Origin of the sequence: Neisseria brasiliensis, assembly GCF_009671065.1 — a bacterium.
Classification (GTDB): Bacteria; Pseudomonadota; Gammaproteobacteria; order Burkholderiales; family Neisseriaceae; genus Neisseria; species Neisseria brasiliensis.
The window spans coordinates 1,858,445-1,876,795 of record NZ_CP046027.1; the positions used below are offsets into that span (position 1 = coordinate 1,858,445).

Consider the following 18,351-nt stretch of genomic DNA (forward strand, 5'->3'; position numbering starts at 1 on the left):
ATGATGTATCCGTGCTGCCATCATTTGGACTATTCGACGAATCTGATTATAATGACCCACATGAAAAAATATATCCCCCTCTTATTTACATTGGCGGCACTTGCCGGTTGTCAATCTATTTACGTGCCAACCTTAAAAGAAGTGCCGGTGCGCCCGACTAATGTCCAAGTAACTGAGAAGCCGGCTGCCGGTTTCCGTCTAGCTTCTAGTCACTGGTCGGATGTTTCCAAAATCCGTGACGAAGCGACGCGTTTGAGCTATCAGGTCAGTCAAGGAAAGATGACCAAAGTTCAAGCGGCTCAATACTTGAATCGCTATCGCATCCAATTGGTTGGCCGCAACTCTGTTGACGACAGTATGTATGAAGTGTATTTGCGTTCTGCCGTAGATAGCCAACGTGGTGAAATCACCACTCAACAATCTAAGCTGTATATTCAAAACGCTTTGCGCGGTTGGCAGCAGCGTTGGAAGAGCATGAACAGCAAACCAAGCAATCCGGCATTTACCAACTTCCTGATGGAAGTGATGAATATGTCGCCATTGCAATGATTTGATATAAAAAAAGGCCGTCTGAATTTCAGACGGCCTTTTTATTGTTGGTTATTTTTTACCTAAAATCTTATCGGTGGCAATGCGTGCTTGTTCGCGAATGTCTTCAGTCAGATAAGCTTTCATTTGGCTGTACACCATTGTGATTACGGCAATATCATCGGTGAACCCCAATGGTCCCAATAAATCAGGAATGGCATCAATCGGGCTGAAGAAATATACCAATGCGCCTAAGATAATCATCTTGGCTTGTTTGGGTGTATGCGGTGATTTCCATAAAAAATACAGCGCATAAAGCTGGCGCACTACCGGCGCGCCCAATCTGCCGGCAAAACGGCCAAGCTTGCGCAAGAAACCGGGTTCATCGAGTTTTTTGCGTCTGAATTTGGGAATATAGTCTTCAGGAGAAGCAGAGTTTGAGTCGTTCATAGAAAAGCCCTTTTAATCGTTGTCGTGATATGTGTTACTTGGCCATTCTTCTTGTTTAGTGAAAACATTGGAACGGAAAACCAAAAGCAAGTATAAGAGATTGGATGATAAGATACGTCAACTCAATGCAGTTTTATGATAAGCAGCCAAAAAGTAAAATCCTTAAGTAAGATTAAGATAACCGCCTTATTTAATTAATATCAAAATAATTTCCATTGCTCACGACTATGTAGAAATTGAGTAGGTGCTGCCGACTGAATAAATTCAGATAAATTGAATGTTTATCTAGGGAATGGCGATTTAGGTTGATATTATCAATTATCAGGCGAAAGGAGTAGTTAAAAAGAAATACGATAAAATTATTTGTCTCTTTTTTGTAAAAATTTATTAGGTTGTTTACAAATTGGGCTGTTCAAACGGCGCTAAACCATGTAAATTATAGCAAGTGTAATTCATTGTAGTTTTGCGCTACCCGATTTTGAGAAGAAAATAAATTCAGAGGAACAGACCATGTCCGCCAAACCACGTCCTGTCTTTCTAGAAATCCCTAATATTCGCTTGCCGATACCGGGGATTGTTTCTATTTTACACCGCGTCAGCGGTGTTGTTTTGTTTGTTGCCTTGCCGGTATTACTTTACTTGCTTTCAGGCACATTAAGTCAAGAATCAGATTTTGAAGCTTATCGTGCCTTTGTTGCCAATCCGCTGGTGAAACTGGCTTTGATTGGTTTGCTGTGGGCATATCTGCATCACAGTTTGGCCGGTATCCGCTTCCTGTTGTTGGATGCGCATAAAGGTTTGGAATTAAACACAGCCCGTAATACTGCCAAGCTGGTGTTTATTGCTGCTTTGGTATTGACTGTAGTGATTGGAGCCTTGTTATGGTAGATCGTAAATTAACCGGTGCCCACTACGGTTTGAGAGATTGGGCAATGCAGCGTGCAACTGCTGTTATTATGCTGATTTATACTGTTGTGTTGATTGTATTCTTGTTGGCACTGCCAAAAGAATACGCTGCATGGCAGGCATTTTTTGACCAAACTTGGGTGAAATTGTTTACTCAAGTGAGCTTTATTGCTTTGTTCTTGCACGCATGGGTTGGTATCCGTGATTTGTGGATGGACTATATTAAACCGTTTGGTCTGCGTTTATTCTTGCAAGTAGCCACCATCGTTTGGTTGATTGGCTGCTTGGTATATTCAGTTAAAGTTATTTGGGGGTAAGTATGAGTTTTCCTGTTCGCAAGTTTGATGCCGTGATTGTTGGTGGCGGTGGTGCAGGTCTGCGTGCTGCCCTGCAATTGTCTAAATCCGGTCTGAATTGTGCCGTATTGTCTAAAGTGTTCCCAACTCGTTCGCATACTGTTGCTGCGCAAGGTGGTATCTCTGCTTCCTTGGGTAACGTGCAGGAAGACCGTTGGGATTGGCATATGTACGACACCGTAAAAGGTTCTGACTGGCTGGGCGACCAAGACGCGATTGAATTTATGTGCCGTGCGGCACCTGAAGCGGTTATCGAGCTGGAACACATGGGTATGCCTTTTGACCGCGTAGAAAGCGGCAAAATTTATCAACGTCCGTTTGGTGGTCATACTGCCGAACACGGTAAGCGCGCGGTAGAACGTGCTTGCGCCGTTGCTGACCGTACCGGTCATGCCATGCTGCATACTTTGTATCAGCAAAACGTGCGTGCCAATACCCAATTCTTTGTGGAATGGACAGCTTTAGACCTGATTCGTGATGAAGAGGGTGATGTGGTTGGCGTGACTGCGATGGAAATGGAAACCGGTGATGTGTACATTTTCCATGCTAAAGCGGTGATGTTTGCTACCGGTGGTGGTGGCCGTATTTACGCATCTTCAACCAATGCCTACATGAATACCGGTGACGGTTTGGGCATTTGTGCGCGTGCGGGCATTCCATTGGAAGACATGGAATTCTGGCAATTCCACCCGACTGGTGTAGCCGGTGCTGGTGTATTGATTACCGAAGGTGTGCGCGGTGAGGGTGGTATTCTGTTGAATGCCAACGGCGAGCGTTTCATGGAACGTTATGCGCCAACTGTAAAAGATTTGGCTTCTCGTGACGTGGTTTCTCGCGCAATGGCGATGGAAATTTACGAAGGTCGCGGCTGTGGTAAAAACAAAGACCATGTATTGCTGAAAATCGACCACATCGGTGCCGAAAAAATTATGGAAAAACTGCCGGGCATCCGTGAGATTTCCATCCAGTTTGCCGGTATCGACCCAATTAAAGACCCGATTCCAGTGGTGCCGACTACCCACTATATGATGGGCGGTATTCCAACCAACTATCATGGTGAAGTGATTGTGCCTAAGGGTGACGAATATGAGTCGGTAGTAAAAGGCTTGTATGCTGCTGGTGAGTGTGCATGTGCGTCAGTACACGGTGCCAACCGTTTGGGTACTAACTCTTTGCTTGACTTGGTGGTATTTGGTAAAGCAGCAGGCGACAGTATGATCGACTTCATTAAAGCACAAGAAGGCTGGAAAGCATTGCCGGAAAATGCCGGTCAATTGACTGCTCAGCGCTTGGATCGTTTGGATAACCAAACCGATGGTGAAAATGTTGATGAATTGCGTCGTGATTTGCAGCGCTCTGTTCAACTTCACGCCGGTGTATTCCGTACCGATGAAATCTTGAGCAAAGGTGTGAAAGAAATCTTGGAAATCGCCGAGCGTGTGAAACGCACCGAAATTAAAGATAAGAGCAAGGTTTGGAATACTGCGCGTATCGAAGCTTTGGAATTGGATAACTTGATTGAAGTAGCGAAAGCGACCTTGGTATCTGCCGAAGCGCGTAAAGAATCACGTGGTGCGCATGCTTCAGATGACCACCCAGAGCGCGATGATGATAACTGGATGAAACACACCCTGTATCATTCATTGAGCAATACCTTGAGCTACAAACCGGTACACACCAAACCATTGACCGTTGATTATATCGAACCGGCCAAGCGCGTTTATTAATGTATCCAGTTTCAGACGGCCTATCAAAGGCCGTCTGAAAAATATCAGAAAAATGACCCTACACCGACGGTTTGAAATTCTATAATCATTCATCAAACCGCTCGTGAGAAAAGGAACACTTCTCATGGAAAAAGTAAGTTTCGAAGTTTACCGCTACAACCCTGATGTTGATGCGAAACCTTATATGCAGAAATACGAGTTGGAAATCGAACCGACCGACGTAAAATTATTGGATGCATTGGTTAAGCTGAAAGCTCAAGACGACACCTTGTCGTTCCGCCGTTCTTGCCGTGAAGGCATTTGCGGTTCAGACGGCATGAACATTAATGGTAAAAATGGTTTGGCTTGTCTGACCGACATTCGTAGCCTGAAGCAGCCGATTAAAATCCGCCCATTGCCAGGCTTGCCGGTTATCCGCGATTTGATTGTGGATATGACCCAATTCTTCAAACAATATCATTCGATTAAGCCTTATGTGGTAAACGATACGCCGATTGACTCGGATAAAGAGCGTCTGCAAACTCAAGAAGACCGTAAAGAGCTGGATGGTTTGTATGAATGTATCTTGTGTGCATGCTGCTCAACCGCTTGTCCTTCATTTTGGTGGAATCCTGATAAATTCGTCGGTCCATCTGGCTTGCTGAATGCTTACCGCTTCATTGCTGACAGCCGTGATACCATTACCAACGAGCGTTTGGATGATTTAAACGATCCATATCGTTTGTTCCGTTGTCATACCATTATGAACTGTGTTGACGTTTGCCCGAAACACTTGAATCCTACCCGTGCAATCGGTAAGATTAAAGAAATCATGTTGAAACGAGCAGTTTAATGATGATGGTATTTGACGATACTGCAAAACGCAAAATCCGTTTCCAAACCCGCCGAGGACTGTTAGAGCTTGACTTGGTTCTCGGCCGGTTTATGGAGAGAGAATTTGAGCAATTAAATGATGAGGAATTAGCTGCGTTTGTTGAGATTCTTGAATTTCAAGATCAAGACTTGTTAGCTTTGGTTAACGGTTATACACAAACTGAAAAAACTCATCTGATTCCATTGCTTAATAGAATCAGACAGGCATAAAATGGGTATTGATACAGTGTTTCTGATACATTGTAGAAATATTCATAGGCCGTCTGAAAGCAAGACCGTGCTGTAAAGCAAAACGTATAAAAGCCCCATTTTACAAAGGAGCAGAGAATGTCTAAAACAGTAAAACTCAACACCCCAAACCAAGAGGCATTGGAATTACCGGTATTGGAAGCATCATTAGGTAATGATGTAATCGATATTCGTGCATTAACCAAACACACCGGCTTGTTCTCATTTGACCCTGGTTTTGTATCGACTGCAAGCTGTGAGTCTAAGATTACCTATATCGACGGTGAAGAAGGTTTGCTTTACTACCGCGGTTATCCGATTGAGCAATTGGCAGAGAAATCCGATTATTTGGAAGTTTGCTACTTGTTGATTTATGGTGAGCTGCCAAATGCGGAACAGAAAAAAGAGTTTACCGATATTGTAAGCCACCACACCATGGTGCACGAGCAATTGACATGGTTCTTCCGTGGCTTCCGTCGTGATGCGCATCCAATGGCGATGATGGTGGGTGTGGTTGGTGCATTATCTGCATTCTATCAAGACAGCTTGGACATTACTGATCCAAAACACCGTGAAATTGCGATTTATCGTTTGATTTCTAAAATCCCAACGATTGCGGCAATGTGTTACCGCTACTCAAACGGTTTGCCGTTTAACTATCCGAAAAATAACCTGACTTATGCAGAGAACTTCCTGCATATGATGTTTGCGACACCATGTGAAGAATACAAACCAAATCCTGTTTTGGCACGCGCCTTAGACCGCATCTTCATTTTGCATGCTGACCACGAACAAAACGCTTCGACTTCGACTGTCCGCTTGGCAGGTTCTTCAGGCGCCAATCCGTTTGCATGTATTGCAGCAGGTATTGCTTGCCTGTGGGGTGCCTCGCACGGTGGTGCTAATGAAGCCGTTTTGAATATGTTGGACGAAATCGGTGATGTTTCTAATGTAGAAGCCTACATGGAAGGCGTGAAGCAGCGTAAATACCGCTTAATGGGCTTTGGTCACCGTGTTTACCGCAATATGGATCCGCGCGCCAACATCATGCGTGAAACTTGCTATGAAGTCTTGAAAGAATTGGGTCTGGAAGACAGTCCTAAATTCAAATTGGCAATGGAATTGGAACAAATTGCACTGAAAGATCCATTCTTTGTGGAACGCAAATTGTATCCAAACGTTGACTTCTATTCAGGTATCGTATTGTCAGCCTTGGGTATTCCAACAGAGATGTTTACCGTTATCTTCGCCTTGGCGCGCAGCGTAGGTTGGATTTCTCATTGGCACGAAATGATCGGTGATCCAGCGCTGAAAATTGGCCGTCCGCGTCAATTGTACACTGGTGAAGACCGTCGCGATTTCGTACCGGTTGAGCAACGTTAATTATCTTATTAATGATTGTTGATTTACATTTTAAAGACTAAAAAGTCTGTTTGATTAGTTTTATCGATTTAAGACAAAATATCTACAGGCAGTTAGTTCGGAATAGGGTAGAATAAAGTGTCATCTTCAGACGGCCTGAACTCCGTTAAAGTAGCACAAAGTTCTACCCTTTATTTATATCTTAAGAAAAGAGCACACGCCATGATGGACGAAAAACTCAATTTCTCTTATCTGTTTGGTTCAAATGCCCCTTATATTGAGGAGTTATACGAAGCTTTCTTGGTTGATCCAAACTCAGTAGAAGATAAGTGGAAACAATACTTTACTGACTTAACCAAGCTGCCGGGTGCAACTGATGTAGACGTTGCCCATGCACCGATTCGTGAATCATTTGCCAATTTGGCTAAGACGAAATCAACAGCCGCTATTGCAGGCAATGTTGATGAGGCCATGTTGAAAAAACAGGTTGGCGTGTTGCGCATGATTTCTGCTTACCGCATTCAAGGTGTTGGTGCGGCGCAATTGGATCCGTTAAAACGTATGCCGCCAAAATATTTGGAAGCATTGGATCCTAAATTCCATGGCTTGACTGATGCAGATATGGCAGTGAAGTTCAGTATGGGCGAAGGCGATTTCGACGGTCAAGAAAAAATGGCCTTGTCTGATATCGTTAAAAACTTGAAACAAACTTATTGCGGCCATTTGGCAGTGGAATACATGTATATTCCGGAAACCGAAGAGCGTCGCTGGATTCGCAATTACTTTGAAAGCGTGCTGTCTACACCACGCTATACCAAAGAGCAAAAACAATATTTATTGAAGCAATTGACTGCAGCCGAAACTTTGGAGCGTTACCTGCATACCAAATATGTCGGTCAAAAACGCTTTGGTGTTGAGGGTGGTGAAAGCGTGATTGCCGGCTTGAATTACCTGATTCAAAATGCCGGTAAAGATGGCGTAGAAGAAGTGATTATCGGTATGGCGCACCGTGGCCGTCTGAACGTGTTGGTCAACACTTTGGGTAAAAAACCGGGTGACTTGTTTGCCGAGTTTGAAGGCCGTGCCGAGATTAAACATCCAAGCGGTGACGTGAAATACCACATGGGTTTCAGCTCCGATATTGCTACACCAAACGGTCCTATGCACGTTTCATTGGCCTTTAACCCGTCACACTTGGAAATCGTGAATCCGGTGGTGGAAGGTTCGGCTCGCGCGAAACAAGAGCGTTTGGGTAAAAACGGTCAAGAAAAAGTGTTGCCGGTGTTGATTCACGGTGACGCTGCATTCATCGGTTTGGGTGTCAACCAAGCGACATTCAACTTATCGCAAACCCGTGGTTACACCACCGGCGGTACGGTTCACATCGTGATCAATAACCAAATCGGCTTTACCACTTCTGATACCCGCGACGTCCGTTCTACCGTGTATTGTACCGATGTGGCGAAAATGGTTTCTGCGCCAGTCATCCATGTTAATGGTGATGATCCGGAACGTGTATGTTTTGCCATCCAAGCTGCTTTGGATTATCGTAAAACCTTCAAAAAAGACATCGTCATTGATGTGGTATGTTACCGCAAATGGGGGCACAACGAGGGCGATGACCCGACATTGACCCAGCCGATGATGTACAAAAAAGTTGCCCAGCATCCAGGCGTTCGTGCCATGTATGTTGAAAAATTGGTAGCTGAAAATGTGATCACTGAAACCGAAGCCGATGCTTTGGTACAGGCCTATCGTGATGCATTGGATAAAGGTGAGCATGTGGAACAAACCACATTGAGCAATTTCCAACGCACCAGCATCGATTGGAGCAAATACCAAGGCAAAGACTGGCGTGAAGATGCAGATACCAGCTTGCCTGCTGCCGATATCCAACGCTTGGCCGATAAATTTACCAATATTCCGGATAACTACACCCTGCATGCCAATGCCAAGCGTGTGAATGAAGCGCGCAAAGCCATGGCTTCAGGTAAGCAGCCGATTGACTGGGGTATGGCCGAAACCATCGCCTATGCCAATTTGGTCACCAAAGGCGCAGGTGTGCGTATTTCCGGTGAGGACTCAGGTCGCGGTACCTTCTCACACCGTCATGCAGTGATTCACGATCAAAAACGTGAAAAATGGGACGATGGTGCTTATGTGCCATTGCGTAACATGGGTGAAGGCGCGGCAGACTTCTTGGTAATCGACTCAATCTTGAATGAAGAAGCGGTCATGGCTTATGAATACGGCTTTGCTTGCTCAGCACCGGATAAATTGACCATTTGGGAAGCCCAATACGGTGACTTTGCCAACGGTGCGCAAGTGGTGATTGACCAATTCCTGTCATCAGGTGAAACCAAGTGGGGTCGTTTGTGTGGTTTGACCACCATCCTGCCGCATGGTTATGACGGTCAAGGCCCTGAACACTCATCAGCTCGTTTGGAGCGTTGGTTGCAATTGTGTGCCGAACACAATATGCAAATCGTGATGCCGTCTGAAGCATCGCAAATGTTCCACTTGTTGCAACGTCAGGTATTGAGCTCTTATCGTAAGCCTTTGGTAATCTTCATGTCGAAACGCCTGTTGCGCTTCAAAGATGCCATGAGCCCATTGTCTGATTTCACTGAAGGTTCACGTTTCCGCCCGGTGATTGAAGACAAAGCCGAACGCAGCAGCAATGACAGCGTGAAACGCGTGATTCTGTGTGCCGGTCAGGTTTACTATGATTTGGCTTCAGGCCGTGCCGAGCGCAAGCTGGAAGACGATGTAGCCATTATCCGTGTAGAGCAATTGTATCCGTTCCCGGATAATGAGGTGAAAGCAGAATTGGCGAAATATCCGAATGCCAAACAAGTGGTTTGGGCACAAGAAGAGCCGCAAAACCAAGGCGCGTTCTACCAAATCCGCCATCGTTTGGAAGCGGTGATTGCCGAAGACCAAAAACTGTCTTACGCTGGCCGTCCAAGCAGCGCATCGCCTGCAGTCGGTTACATGAGCAAACACGTTGCCCAATTGAAGCAATTAGTTGAAGACGCATTGAATGGCTAATTGAAGAGAGAAACGCCTACGGTCTGATTCAGGCCGTAGGAATAAGAACACATCACAAGGCCGTCTGAAAGGCGGCAAACCGGAGACTAAAATGATCATTGAAGTAAAAGTGCCAATGTTGTCTGAAAGCGTATCGGAAGGTACCTTGTTGGAATGGAAAAAGAAAGTGGGCGAAGCAGTTGCTCGCGATGAAATTTTGATTGAAATCGAAACCGATAAAGTGGTTTTGGAAGTGCCTTCTCCACAAGCCGGTGTATTGGCTGAAATCATCGTTGGCGATGGTGAAACTGTTGAAGCCGATCAAGTATTGGCACGCATCGATACTGAAGCTGCTGCGGCGCAACCTGCTGCTGAAGCTGCGCCTCAAGCCGAAGCTGCCGAAGTAAAACCAGAAGCTGCTGCTCCTGCTGCAGCTACACAAACCGGTGCGCCTGCTATGCCGGCTGCTGCCAAATTGGCTGCTGAAAAAGGCGTAGATGTGAATTCAGTTCAAGGTTCAGGCCGTGATGGTCGTGTCTTGAAAGAAGATGTGCAAAATGCTGCGGCTAAACCTGCTGCCGCTGCCAGCGCCCCAGTTCCTGCCGGTGCCCGTCCTGAGCAACGTGTTCCAATGAGCCGCTTGCGTGCCCGTGTGGCAGAGCGTCTGTTGGCTTCTCAACAAGAAAACGCCATCTTGACCACGTTCAACGAAGTCAACATGAAACCAATTATGGACTTGCGTGCGAAATACAAAGACAAATTCGAGAAAGAACACGGCACTAAATTGGGCTTTATGTCTTTCTTCGTGAAAGCTGCGGTTGCTGCGCTGAAGAAATACCCAATCGTGAATGCTTCTGTTGACGGTAACGACATTGTTTACCACGGCTTCTTCGACATCGGTATCGCCATCGGCAGCCCACGCGGTTTGGTGGTGCCAATCTTGCGTGATGCAGACCAAATGAGCATTGCTGACATTGAAAAAGCCATCGTAGATTACGCAGTGAAAGCCAAAGACGGTAAAATTTCTTTGGACGATTTGACTGGCGGTACCTTCAGCATCACCAACGGCGGTACTTTCGGTTCGATGATGTCTACCCCAATTATCAACCCGCCACAATCTGCCATCTTGGGCATGCATGCCACTAAAGAGCGCGCTGTGGTTGAAAACGGCCAAGTTGTGGTTCGTCCGATGATGTATCTGGCATTGTCTTACGACCACCGTATCATTGACGGCCGCGAAGCGGTATTGACCTTGGTAGCCATTAAAGATGCCTTGGAAGATCCGGCTCGTCTGTTGTTAGATCTGTAATATATTCAGACGGCCTTTAAGGCCGTCTGAAAGCATGTTGGGTGTCGTAAACATGAAGAAAACATTGATTATTTTATCTGCGCTGGCTTTATCGGCGTGTGCCGCTTTTTCCGGCAAGGAATATTCGGTGAATGCTTATAATGCACAAGGTAAGCAGCTGAATAAAAAATTTGAGCTTGATAGTAATAAAGCGGGCATTCAAATGGCGCGCCAATCGCTTTGCCAAACCTATCCGAATGCCACTATTCGTGTTTACAACAACATCACACGCATGGAAGTGAAGGAATTCAGTCCTTATTCATGCCGCCACAAACGCTAGGCATCACTTCTTTTTCAGCACATTCTTTTTGAAGGACAAAGGATTTCAAATGTCACAATATGATGTAGTAGTTATCGGTGCGGGCCCTGGCGGTTATGTTGCTGCCATCCGCGCTGCACAATTAGGTTTCAAAACAGCCTGTATCGATGCAGGCGTGAACAAAGCAGGTGATGCACCTGCCTTGGGCGGCACTTGCTTGAACGTAGGTTGCATCCCATCAAAAGCTTTGTTGCAATCTTCAGAGCATTTTCATGCTGCGCAACATGATTTTGCCGAACACGGCATTACTGTGGGCGACATCAAGTTTGATGCCGCTAAGATGATTGAGCGCAAAGACGGTATCGTGAATAAATTGACCGGCGGCGTGAAATTCCTGTTCCAAAAGAATAAAGTCGACAGCTTGTTTGGCTTGGGTTCGTTCAAAGGTAAAAACGGCGATTTGTACCAAATCGAAGTGGACAACAAAGGCGAAAAAACCGTTGTTGAAGCCAAACACGTGATTGTGGCGACCGGTTCTGTGCCACGTCCGTTGCCACAAATTGCCATTGATAACGTGAATGTATTGGACAACGAAGGTGCTTTGAACCTGACTGAAGTACCGGCTAAATTGGGTGTAATCGGTTCCGGCGTGATCGGCTTGGAAATGGGCTCGGTATGGAAGCGTGTGGGCTCGGAAGTGACGATCTTGGAAGCTGCGCCGACTTTCTTGGCTGCTGCCGACCAGCAAATTGCCAAAGAAGCGTTCAAATTCTTCACCAAAGAACAAGGCTTAGAAATTGAATTGGGCGTGAAAATTGGCGATATTAAAGCCGAAAAAGGCGTGACCGTTCAATACGAAACTGCTCAAGGCGAAGCCAAAACCGAAACCTTTGATAAATTGATCGTGGCCATTGGTCGCATTCCGAACACCAATGGTTTGAATGTTGAAGCTGTGGGCTTGGAAAAAGATGAGCGCGGTTTCATCAAAGTAGATGGCGATTGCAAAACCAACCTGCCAAACGTTTGGGCAATTGGTGACGTGGTGCGCGGCCCGATGTTGGCACACAAAGCCAGCGATGAAGGCGTGGCCGTGGCTGAACGCATTGCCGGTCAAAAACCACATATCGATTTCAATAACGTGCCATTCGTGATTTATACCGATCCTGAAATTGCTTGGGTAGGCAAAACCGAAGAGCAATTGAAAGCTGAAGGCGTTGACTACAAAAAAGGCACTTCAGGCTTTGGCGCCAATGGTCGCGCATTGGCCATGGGCAAAGCTAAAGGCACCATCAAAGTATTGGCTTGCGCCAAAACCGACCGCATTTTGGGCGTACACATGATTGGCCCAGTAGTGAGCGAATTGGTATCTGAAGGCGTGACCAGCTTGGAATTCTCAGCCAGCAGCGAAGACATCGCCCGCATCATCCATGCCCACCCGACCTTGTCGGAAGTGTTGCATGAGGCGGCATTGGCTGCCGACAAGCGCGCTTTGCACGGCTAATTGCTGAAGTGTTTGAAATGCCGTCTGAAAACGTTTCAGACGGCATTTTTAATGAGTAATGGGGAATGAGATAATGAAACTGATAAAATTAGCCATGTGTGTATTGTTTTCCATGAGCATGGTGCAATCTGCATGGGCAAATCAAAATTTAACTCTCAGCCACAACCTGACATTATTTTTATGCCAGACCAAAGCCGGCGAAAAAATCAGCCTGAAAAGTTTGCGCCAAGCAAATGGTTATGTATTGTCGTTTCATGCCGGAAAATATATGGCAGAGGCTGCAGCGGATTCTGCCTATTTTGCCTACACCTCCAATTCAGAAGCGCTCAGTTTTGAATCGGGAAAATACATTTATGAGATGGCGCAATTTCATAATGGCGATGCCAGCGTGACGATTACCTCCAGCCAAACCGGTAAGGAAATTCAGAACTATGAATGTTGGGACGATTTGGATATGAAGTTAAACCGTATTTCGCCGCATTATTTTAAGCCTTATACCGATGAATGGGAAAACCGTTTGCAGCGTCGATTCTTAAAATAAATCACTTTTTCAGACGGCCTTACTCGGCCAAACCAATAAAGCAGGGCATGGCAAAATCTTCTATAATGGCATATTGATTTTTCAGACGGCATTAAAGTGATGAATAAAGAATTACTCGGGCTGATTTTCTTACCGACCGGCATTATATTGATGTGTGTGGCCGCAGTTTTTCAGCTGTATGTGATGATGACCGAAACCTATACGCTCAACCGCTATAAAGATAAAGCCTTGGTCTGGCGCGTGGCGGTGTTGTTTTTGAGTTTTAGTTTGGCGGTGTATTGGCTGTGTCCGAATGCGCGTAAAAAAGGCGTGGTGTTTTTTATATTAGGAGCAGGTGGAGCATTAATGTATGTTTTAGCGCGTGTGTGGCTGCCTTTTAATCGCTAAGAATCTGCAAGGCCGTCATGAAATACGGATTTCAGACGGCCTATTTCAATCAATCTATTTTAAAGCGCACAACAGAATAGCGGATTTCAGCTAAGTTCACTAAATCATTTTAAAAACTTTTCACAGTAAATTTGAATCATTCAAAATCTAACAATCTTTACAAGAATTCAAATTATCTTTATGGAAATTGTCTTGTAAGTCGATGTAATCATCACTATACTGAAAGCACATCAAACGAACACGCAAAGGAGCGTAACAATGAAAAAACATGATTATGAAACTCGAAAAGAAGCTCTGTTGAAAGATATTCGTGAAGTAATGAATGATGTAGAAGATTTGTACAATGCAGGTGCGGAAGCAACGACTGAAGAAGCCAAAGAGGCCAAAGCAAAATTGCAAGAAAAATTGGATGCTGCTAAAGACCGCCTGACCAAATTTGAAGCTGAAGCTGCCGAGCGTTTGCGTCACCATGCCGAACAAGCACGCGACAAATACGCTGAATTTGAAGCTGAAGCAAGCGAGCGTTTCAAAGAAGGCAAAAAACGCTTTGCAGAATTTGAAGCCGAAGTCGGCGAGCGTGTGAAACACCACGCCCAACAAGCTGATGAAGCCGTACGCGATAAACCTTATTACGCAATGGGCTTTGCCGCATTAGCCGGTCTGGTGGTCGGTGTATTGCTGAACCGCCGCTAATTGCGAATGAATAGGCCGTCTGAAAGGTTTCAGACGGCCTTTCTATTTCACACGCTTGAAGCAGAATAAAGTTGAGAAAGGGAAGAGAAATGAATCTCAAAGAGAATATCCAGCATACCAAATTACTATTCAACCAAGGTATCGATTTATTGATGCTGCGCCTGCAGTTGCTGAATCTGGATTTAGCCGCACAAGCGGGCAATGCCGTGCGCAGCGTGATTTGGTTGGTGATTTCAGCCATATTGCTGTTGGTAGCGTTGATTAGTTTGTTATTCGGTTTAAATCGCGTATTGACCGATCAGCAAGCAATTTGGACATTTTTCGGCATCACCGGCTTGAGCCTGTTGATTATCGTCATTGCCTGCGCCCGCATTATCGGCAGCTGGAAAGGACAAAACAACCGCATCGGCAATACATTAAAAGACATTCAAGCCGATATTGCCTACCTGCGTGGTCAAATCAACGAAGAATAACAAGGAGAATCCCCATGAACCAACAACAAAAAGAAACCCGCGAACTGCTGGAATTGGAAATCAAACTGGCGCGCTTGAAAGTGGCTGCTTCTTATTTGAAACAACGCAAACTCAAAGAAATCCGTGCGCAAAAATCGGCTGAAAATGAAGCCATGCTCTACCGCTTGGCTGATTTTGGCAGCAGCTTTGCCACATCATCGACCAGCTTGTTGTCAAAAACATCGCATTTACCGTTGCCCAAGCCTTACCGCTATGGCGCTATATTTGCCCTGTTTGCTCTACAAGCGTGGCAAAATCATTTAAAGCAAAGTCAAAATAAATAAAAACGCCTATCGTTTTAAAAAATATTGTCTTTAAAGTGAAAATTTATTAAGATAGCAGGGTTGGTTTAACCATATTTTTGAAAAGGGAGATTCTCACCATGCAAAAAACCATCCTCGCACTCACTTGCGCCGCATTTTCATGCGGCGTTTATGCCGATGTGACCTTATACGGTCAAATCAAAAGCAGCGTCAGCACCAGCCAAGTTAAAATCAAAGGCGATTCCGGCACTGAAAAAAGCGCAACCTCAACCCGTATTAACGACAATACGTCACGCATCGGTTTCAAAGGCAAAGAAAAATTAAGCGATGATTTGACTGCGATTTGGCAGTTGGAACAACGTGCTTCGATTTTGGGTCAAAGCAACAGCCAAAAATGGGGCAATCGTGATTCATTTATCGGTGTGGAAGGCAGCTTCGGTAAGTTGCGCGCCGGTAATTTGAATAATATGCTCAACGAAATGGATACCATCGATACCTGGATGTGGAGCCATACCGCTACAGGTTTGGGCGTGTTTACCCGCACCGGTTCGCGCAATGTATCGGTTCGTTACGATAGCCCATCGTTATCAGGTTTCCAATTCAATGCGCAATATTCTCCGCGCGATAACCAAAACCCTGAAGACAAATACACCCATGCCGAAGCAGGCCGCGATCAATACACTGCAGGCGTAAGCTACAGCAATCCTGAATTCTTTACCAAGCTGGCTTATAACTTACGTAAAAACCGTGTCGGCACCGAAGACGGCCACATCGTTCGCTTGGAAACTGCTTACGATGCTAATAATGTATTCTTGGGCTTAGGTGCACAATATGCCAAAGCCAACGAAAGTGCCAACACTTATCTGGCTAACTTCACCGATGGTTTCAATACCTACAACGGTAGCGACATTACTGCCGATGCCGGTAAAGAAGAAGCTGTAAAAGTGATTGATGCCGCAGTAACCGCAGGCTACAACTTTGGCAACTGGCGTCCGCGCATTACCTACGCACACGGCTGGCCGGCTAAAGGCGTGGATAGCGGCGAAAAATTGGTGGATAAATTCGACCAAGTGATTGTTGGCGGTGATTACCGCTTCAGCAAACGCACTTCTGCACGCGGCCAAGTCGGCTACCTGCGCGTAGGCAATAAAACACGCTTAACCGCAACAAATAAAGGCAAAGTAGAACAAGCAGCCGCATCTTTGGGCTTGCATCACCGCTTCTAAGATTGCGCATGAAACAAACCTGCCTGAGCTATTTAGGCAGGTTTTTGTATTTTTATTGGCTATAAAAAAGTAATGATTTTTCAGGCCGTCTGAATCAGCCATGACAAGATGTTTTAACCGTATTTTCCGAAAGCTGCTCAATAATCGCACATTCAGGCTCATCATTGCCTTGGCAGCAATCGTGCCAAGATTGCAGCGTAGCGGTCATGCTTTGCAGGCGGCTGATTTTTTCCTGAAGCGTGGCAATATGTTCCGCCACTAATTGCTTCACTTGTGCGCTGGTGCGTTGCGGATTATGTTTGAGCTGTAATAAAGTCTCGATTTGCGCCAATGAAAAATCAACATCACGCGCGTGTTTGATAAACATCAGCGTATCTAAATCTTTTTCCTGATATTGGCGGTAGCCCGATTCACTGCGTCCGGCAGCCGGAATCAAGCCGATTTTTTCATAATCACGAATCATTTTGCTGCTCAAACCCGAGCGTTTGGCGATTTCGCTGATGTTCATGGGGGGGATCCTTCAAGTGTTTAGACTTGATATGAGGCCATCTGAAAAAAATCAAAGTGAAAAGCCGTCTGAAAGTAGAAGTCTTTCAGACGGCCTATTTAGTTTATTTATTGGTATTAACCAAACTTGGTTTGTGGCGGCCGGCGCGTTGTTGCAAGCGCTCAATCAGTCCTTCTACCGTATTCGGCGCGCCATCAACACAGAATGCGTTATAAAGCACGCTGTGCAATTCGTCGTTGCGGCTTATCGCACCGCCCATCGGCTTCCAATCCGCATTGCGCGGTTTAATCCAGCGGTTGTTTATCGGATCGCCATAGCCGAATACTTTATACGAAGATCGTTTGTCGCCACCATAATTAAAGCTGGAACGGGCGCAGAAAATGCCTTCGGCGGTCAGGTTATCGTAACCTTGCGAAGACTGCGTGTTCAAAATATAGCGGATGCTGGTGTCGGGCGAAGGCATGATTTGCAGGCTGCTCAATAAAATTTTCGGCTGCTTGGCATAGGTTTCACTCACATAAATATCAAACCAATCGCCTGATTTAGTGTCCGGCAGGGCAGGTAAATCGGCTTCGGCTTCTTTAAATTCGCGGGCGGCTTTTTCTTGCGCGCTTTCTTGGTAGCGGCTGTTGACCAAGCTGTCTTTGTCGCTTGTGGGCAGGGCAAAAGCGGAAGTGGCGGCCAAGGCCATAACCAGCAAACTGATGCGGCGCATAACGCTCTCCATGATGAAAATATTCTGCATTTTAGGGTTTCAAAAGCGCAGGTGCAAGCAAGTCAGGTATAATTAACCTAATATTTAACCAGATTAAACGCAAACCATCATGACCCAAACCTTAGACGTAACCGGCTTGAAATGCCCGATGCCGATTTTGCGTGCCAAAAAAGCCTTGGCACAAATGCAAACCGATGAAGTCTTGACCGTATTGGCCACTGACCCGGGCGCACCGGGCGACTTTGAAGCCTTTTGCCGCCAAACCGGCCATGTTTTATTGGAGTCAACTGAAAACGAAGGGGTGTTTACCTTAGTGGTCAAACACAAATAGGCCGTCTGAAATGCAGAAAACCTTATTGTGTGCCGCGTTATTGATGTTGGCCGCTTGTGGGGGCGAGGAATTGTCACCCAAGCAAAAAGAAGAGCGCGCGCAAGAAGCGGTGAAGCTTTTTAACGAATCCTGCGTGGCGCTGCGTGGCGAACCGGCTCAAGTGGCCGCGTGGGCGGGCGCACAAAATGCGCAAGCCATGACCGAAGACGATATTAAAAAGCTGCCGTTCGGTATGATGGAGCTTGACTGGAACGCTGTTTGGAAGCTTGAGAAAAATGAAGTGGCCTATTATCTCAGCCTTGCGCCGGAAAGCTGCAGCATCAAAACCGAAAAAGCCGATGAAAACATGGTACGCCAGCAATTCATGCAATTGGTCGAGCAAGCGCCGCAGGGCTTGAACCATGAACTGCGTTCCGAAAAATCCACGCAATCGCCGTTTCCTTTCCGCCAGCTTTCTTATGCGTGGCGCGAATCAGGCAGCCCGGAAGAATGGGTGCTGACGGCCAATACATCGCCATCGGAGCAGTTGCCCACACAAGCCGCATTATATTTCACCCATCAGATTTATCATTCCAAACCCGTATTGAACCAAACGAACTGATTTTCA

The 18,351-nt window shown here is 45.9% G+C and carries 22 protein-coding genes; 19 read left to right on the top strand and 3 right to left on the bottom strand.

The annotated features are described in order from the left end of the window. The first annotated feature begins 51 nt into the window (after positions 1–51). On the top strand, positions 52–549 hold the full coding sequence (locus GJV52_RS09305) for a lipoprotein (RefSeq protein ID WP_095502149.1): 498 nt from the start codon (positions 52–54) through the stop codon (positions 547–549). A gap of 51 nt (positions 550–600) precedes the next feature. Here the strand turns inward: GJV52_RS09305 and GJV52_RS09310 are convergent, their stop codons facing one another. Then, entirely contained in the window at positions 601–978 is a 378-nt protein-coding gene (locus tag GJV52_RS09310; RefSeq protein WP_100563406.1) for a YkvA family protein, read from the bottom strand. Between the two features lie 510 nt (positions 979–1,488). Here GJV52_RS09310 and sdhC point away from each other — a divergent pair. The 16 genes from sdhC (at position 1,489) to GJV52_RS09390 (ending at position 16,190) form a co-directional block, all read left to right on the top strand. Further along, positions 1,489–1,866 (top strand): succinate dehydrogenase, cytochrome b556 subunit, encoded by a 378-nt coding sequence (sdhC, locus tag GJV52_RS09315; protein ID WP_095502136.1) that lies wholly within the window; start codon positions 1,489–1,491, stop codon positions 1,864–1,866. Next, positions 1,860–2,201, top strand: coding sequence for a succinate dehydrogenase, hydrophobic membrane anchor protein (sdhD, locus tag GJV52_RS09320; protein ID WP_095502135.1), 342 nt, complete (start codon positions 1,860–1,862; stop codon positions 2,199–2,201). Before sdhC ends, sdhD begins: the two co-directional genes overlap by 7 nt. Positions 2,202–2,203: 2 nt before the next feature. After that, a complete protein-coding gene (gene sdhA, locus GJV52_RS09325; RefSeq protein WP_095502134.1) occupies positions 2,204–3,967 on the top strand; it encodes a succinate dehydrogenase flavoprotein subunit in 1,764 nt (587 codons plus the stop codon). A gap of 124 nt (positions 3,968–4,091) precedes the next feature. Further along, positions 4,092–4,799: a succinate dehydrogenase iron-sulfur subunit gene (locus GJV52_RS09330; RefSeq protein WP_095502133.1), complete on the top strand. Its 708-nt coding sequence runs from the start codon at positions 4,092–4,094 to the stop codon at positions 4,797–4,799. 2 nt (positions 4,800–4,801) lie between these two features. Further along, on the top strand, positions 4,802–5,050 hold the full coding sequence (locus GJV52_RS09335; protein WP_095502148.1) for an FAD assembly factor SdhE: 249 nt from the start codon (positions 4,802–4,804) through the stop codon (positions 5,048–5,050). A 117-nt stretch (positions 5,051–5,167) separates the two neighbouring features. Continuing rightward, positions 5,168–6,451, top strand: coding sequence for a citrate synthase (gene gltA / locus GJV52_RS09340; protein ID WP_100563408.1), 1,284 nt, complete (start codon positions 5,168–5,170; stop codon positions 6,449–6,451). 201 nt (positions 6,452–6,652) lie between these two features. Then, positions 6,653–9,481 carry a 2-oxoglutarate dehydrogenase E1 component gene (locus tag GJV52_RS09345; protein ID WP_100563409.1) on the top strand — a complete coding sequence of 943 codons (2,829 nt, stop codon included), beginning with the start codon at positions 6,653–6,655 and terminating at the stop codon, positions 9,479–9,481. Between the two features lie 91 nt (positions 9,482–9,572). Next, complete coding sequence (odhB, locus tag GJV52_RS09350) at positions 9,573–10,769, top strand: 2-oxoglutarate dehydrogenase complex dihydrolipoyllysine-residue succinyltransferase (protein WP_095502130.1); 1,197 nt, start codon at positions 9,573–9,575, stop codon at positions 10,767–10,769. Positions 10,770–10,803: 34 nt separating this feature from the next. Next, entirely contained in the window at positions 10,804–11,088 is a 285-nt protein-coding gene (locus tag GJV52_RS09355; RefSeq protein ID WP_229436886.1) for a hypothetical protein, read from the top strand. Positions 11,089–11,137: 49 nt separating this feature from the next. After that, complete coding sequence (lpdA, locus tag GJV52_RS09360) at positions 11,138–12,568, top strand: dihydrolipoyl dehydrogenase (protein WP_100563411.1); 1,431 nt, start codon at positions 11,138–11,140, stop codon at positions 12,566–12,568. 73 nt (positions 12,569–12,641) lie between these two features. Next, positions 12,642–13,109, top strand: coding sequence for a hypothetical protein (locus GJV52_RS09365; RefSeq protein WP_095502128.1), 468 nt, complete (start codon positions 12,642–12,644; stop codon positions 13,107–13,109). Positions 13,110–13,208: 99 nt separating this feature from the next. Then, complete coding sequence (locus GJV52_RS09370) at positions 13,209–13,496, top strand: hypothetical protein (protein WP_095502127.1); 288 nt, start codon at positions 13,209–13,211, stop codon at positions 13,494–13,496. A 258-nt stretch (positions 13,497–13,754) separates the two neighbouring features. After that, positions 13,755–14,189 (top strand): DUF883 family protein, encoded by a 435-nt coding sequence (locus GJV52_RS09375; protein ID WP_100563414.1) that lies wholly within the window; start codon positions 13,755–13,757, stop codon positions 14,187–14,189. 89 nt (positions 14,190–14,278) lie between these two features. Continuing rightward, positions 14,279–14,662, top strand: a complete 384-nt coding sequence (locus GJV52_RS09380; RefSeq protein ID WP_100563416.1) for a phage holin family protein — start codon at positions 14,279–14,281, stop codon at positions 14,660–14,662. A gap of 14 nt (positions 14,663–14,676) precedes the next feature. After that, positions 14,677–14,985 (top strand): hypothetical protein, encoded by a 309-nt coding sequence (locus GJV52_RS09385; RefSeq protein WP_095502124.1) that lies wholly within the window; start codon positions 14,677–14,679, stop codon positions 14,983–14,985. Positions 14,986–15,083: 98 nt separating this feature from the next. Continuing rightward, the gene (locus tag GJV52_RS09390; RefSeq protein WP_095502123.1) at positions 15,084–16,190 is read left to right on the top strand and encodes a porin; all 1,107 of its coding nucleotides are present in this window, start codon (positions 15,084–15,086) and stop codon (positions 16,188–16,190) included. 94 nt (positions 16,191–16,284) lie between these two features. On the opposite strand, the gene cueR is transcribed toward GJV52_RS09390, so the two are convergent. Both cueR and GJV52_RS09400 read right to left on the bottom strand, forming a co-directional pair. Continuing rightward, the gene (cueR, locus tag GJV52_RS09395) at positions 16,285–16,698 is read right to left on the bottom strand and encodes a Cu(I)-responsive transcriptional regulator (RefSeq protein WP_095502122.1); all 414 of its coding nucleotides are present in this window, start codon (positions 16,696–16,698) and stop codon (positions 16,285–16,287) included. 103 nt (positions 16,699–16,801) lie between these two features. Further along, positions 16,802–17,413 carry a CNP1-like family protein gene (locus GJV52_RS09400; protein WP_095502121.1) on the bottom strand — a complete coding sequence of 204 codons (612 nt, stop codon included), beginning with the start codon at positions 17,411–17,413 and terminating at the stop codon, positions 16,802–16,804. A gap of 106 nt (positions 17,414–17,519) precedes the next feature. Between GJV52_RS09400 and GJV52_RS09405 the strand changes: the two genes are divergently transcribed. Together GJV52_RS09405 and GJV52_RS09410 are read left to right on the top strand one after the other, a co-directional pair. Next, a complete protein-coding gene (locus GJV52_RS09405; RefSeq protein WP_095502120.1) occupies positions 17,520–17,744 on the top strand; it encodes a sulfurtransferase TusA family protein in 225 nt (74 codons plus the stop codon). 10 nt (positions 17,745–17,754) lie between these two features. Continuing rightward, complete coding sequence (locus tag GJV52_RS09410) at positions 17,755–18,345, top strand: NMCC_0638 family (lipo)protein (protein WP_100563417.1); 591 nt, start codon at positions 17,755–17,757, stop codon at positions 18,343–18,345. Positions 18,346–18,351: the final 6 nt, after the last annotated feature.